This is a genomic window from Bifidobacterium scaligerum (genome assembly GCF_002802865.1).
Taxonomy (GTDB): Bacteria; Actinomycetota; Actinomycetes; order Actinomycetales; family Bifidobacteriaceae; genus Bifidobacterium; species Bifidobacterium scaligerum.
Genome location: NZ_PGLQ01000017.1, coordinates 1 through 3,101 on the forward strand (window position 1 = coordinate 1; position 3,101 = coordinate 3,101).

The 3,101-nt window shown below is 59.1% G+C and carries 2 rRNA genes; both read left to right on the forward strand.

What is annotated here, in order from left to right:
- A 23S ribosomal RNA gene (locus CUU80_RS10575) occupies window positions 1–2,749 on the forward strand; the annotation flags it as partial.
- A gap of 194 nt (window positions 2,750–2,943) precedes the next feature.
- Window positions 2,944–3,060, forward strand: a 5S ribosomal RNA gene (gene rrf, locus CUU80_RS10580).
- Window positions 3,061–3,101: the final 41 nt, after the last annotated feature.

The following is a 3,101-nucleotide window of genomic DNA, read 5'->3' on the forward strand; positions in this document are numbered from 1 at the left end:
GCCGACGCGTCGGCCGGCAGTTATAAAGCCGTGTGTCAGGGGAACCGGATTGGATGCCGGGCCGTAGAGGGTGATGGCCCCGTACCTGAACATGCATGGCCTGCCGGTCGTGTTTCCCAAGTAGCACGGGTCCCGTGGAACCCCGTGTGAATCCGTCCAGACCGTTGGATAAGCCTGAATATTCCTGTCTGACCGATAGTGAACTAGTACCGTGAGGGAAAGGTGAAAAGCACCCCGGGAGGGGAGTGAAACAGTCCCTGAAACCGTGCGCCTACGAACCGTCGGAGCCTCCTGGTGGGGTGACGGCGTGCCTATCGAAAAATGAGTCTGCGAGTCGTTGATGCGTGGCGAGCATAACCCGTGTGGGGTATGCGTAGCGAAGGCGAGTCTTAAAAGGCGTTTGAGTCGCGTGTCACGGACCCGAAGCGGGATGATCTAGCCCTGAGCAGGTTGAAGCGCGGGTAAGACCGTGTGGAGGACCGTACCCACCTGGGTTGAAAACCGGGGGGATGACTTGGGGCTGGGGGTGAAAGGCCAATCAAATTCCGTGATAGCTGGTTCTCTCCGAAATGCATTTGGGTGCAGCGTCGGTTGATTACATCCGGGGGGTAGAGCTACTGGATGCTTGCGGGCCCGTACTGGGTACCAACAGCAACCAAACTCCGAATACCCGTGATGCGTATTCCGGCAGTGAGTCGGCGGGGGATAAGCTTCGTCGTCGAGAGGGAGACAGCCCAGACCGTCGTCTAAGGTCCCTAAGCGCGTGCTAAGTGGGAAAGGATGTGGAGTCGCATAGACAGCCAGGAGGTTGGCTCAGAAGCAGCCATCCTTGAAAGAGTGCGTAACAGCTCACTGGTCTAGTGGTTCCGCGCCGACAATGTAGCGGGGCTCAAGCACGCCACCGAAGACGCGGCAGTGTCTTTTGATGCTGGGTAGGAGAGCGTCCTGCGCGGGGCGAAGCCGTGGCGTAAGCCTATGGTGGACTGCGTGGGAGTGAGAATGCAGACATGAGTAGCGAGAGGCGGGTGTGAATCCCGTCCGCTGGATGACCAAGGGTTCCGGGGCCACGTTCGTCGTCCCCGGGTGAGTCGGGTCCTAAGGCGAGGCCGACAGGCGTAGTCGAATGGATGAACGGGTTGATATTCCCGTACCGGCATCGAACCGACCGGACCGAAAGGGTGAGTACTAACCTCCGGCATTGCCTGATCCTTCCTTCGGGTTGGTGATGGTGGTGTTGTTGGGACTGTAGCCCCGGTAGGTGAGCGCAGGAGTGACGCAGGAGGGTAGCCGGCCGCGGAGGTGGTTTTCCGTGGTCAAGCGTGTGGCCCGTCCCCCAGGCAAATCCGGGGGGCATGATGGGTGAGGCGCGATGATGGGGCCCGTGTGGGCCGAATCCGGTGATCCCGTGCTGCCGAGAAAAGCTTCGGCGTCAGGCGCGGTGCCGCCCGTACCCCAAACCGACACTGGTGGTCAGGTAGAGAATACCAAGGCGATCGAGCGAATCCTGGTCAAGGAACTCGGCAAATTACTCCCGTTCCTTCGGTTTAAGGGAGACCCCCTCGCGTGATCCAACTTGCTTGGGGAGCGTTGGGGGGTGGCACAGACCAGGGGGTAGCGACTGTTTACCAAAAACACAGGTGCATGCGAAGACGCAAGTCGCGGTATATGCACTGACGCCTGCCCGGTGCCGGAAGGTTAAGAGGATCCGTCAGCCTTGTGGTGAAGCGGTGAATTCAAGCCCCGGTAAACGGCGGTGGTAACTATAACCATCCTAAGGTAGCGAAATTCCTTGTCGGGTAAGTTCCGACCTGCACGAATGGCGTAACGACTTCCCCACTGTCTCGACCAGGAGCTCGGCGAAATTGCAGTACGAGTAAAGATGCTCGTTAAGCGCAGAAGGACGAAAAGACCCCGGGACCTTTACTATACCTTGGTATTGGCATTCGGTGTGGATTGTGTAGCATAGGCGGGAGACTTCGAAGCGCCGGCGCCAGCCGGTGTGGAGTCGCAAGGTGAAATACCGCTCTGTTCGCATTGGGTGTCTAACCACGAGCAGTGATCCTGCTCTGGGACAGTGCCTGGCGGGTAGTTTAACTGGGGCGGTTGCCTCCCAAAGAGTAACGGAGGCGCCCAAAGGTTCCCTCAGCCCGGTTGGCAATCGGGTGGCGAGTGTAAGTGCACAAGGGAGCTTGACTGCGAGAGCGACGGCTCGAGCAGGGACGAAAGTCGGGACTAGTGATCCGGTGCCGGTGTACGGACGCGGCATCGCTCAACGGATAAAAGGTACCCCGGGGATAACAGGCTGATCATTCCCAAGAGTCCATATCGACGGGATGGTTTGGCACCTCGATGTCGGCTCGTCGCATCCTGGGGCTGGAGCAGGTCCCAAGGGTTCGGCTGTTCGCCGATTAAAGCGGCACGCGAGCTGGGTTCAGAACGTCGTGAGACAGTTTGGTCTCTATCCTCTGCGCTCGTTGGAATGCTGAGGAGGCCTGCCCATAGTACGAGAGGACCTGGGTGGACGAACCTCTGGTGTGCCGGTTGTCGCGCCAGCGGCACGGCCGGTTGGCTACGTTCGGGAGGGATAACCGCTGAAAGCATCTAAGCGGGAAGCCTGCTCCGAGATTAGCATTCCGTAGGATCTTGAATCCTTGTAGTCCCCATGGAGAACACGTGGTTGATAGGCCGGACGTGGAAGCCCCGCGAGGGGTGGAGCTGACCGGTACTAAGGGACGAGAGGCAACACAATCCATATTCACTCCTTTTGGGGTGGGTGGGTTTCTTTGTTCTGCTGCGGGTTCCTTGGACGCATGGAATGCGTCAGGGATGGTTTCACTAAATATCGACAGCTTTGTTTTTGCTGCGCGTCCGCTTTCCGGTTCCCTTGCCGCCACACGCCGGCGGGCGTGCCCTTGGGGCGCGTTCGACCGTATAATCCAGTTTTGCGGTGGTCATGGCCCAGGTGAGACGCCCGGTCCCTTTCCGAACCCGGAAGCTAAGGCCTGGCACGGCGATGGTACTGCACTCGATAGGGTGTGGGAGAGTAGCACGCCGCCGCATTATTCTTGTGAGGGGGAGCCTGTACAGGCTCCCCCTCTTTT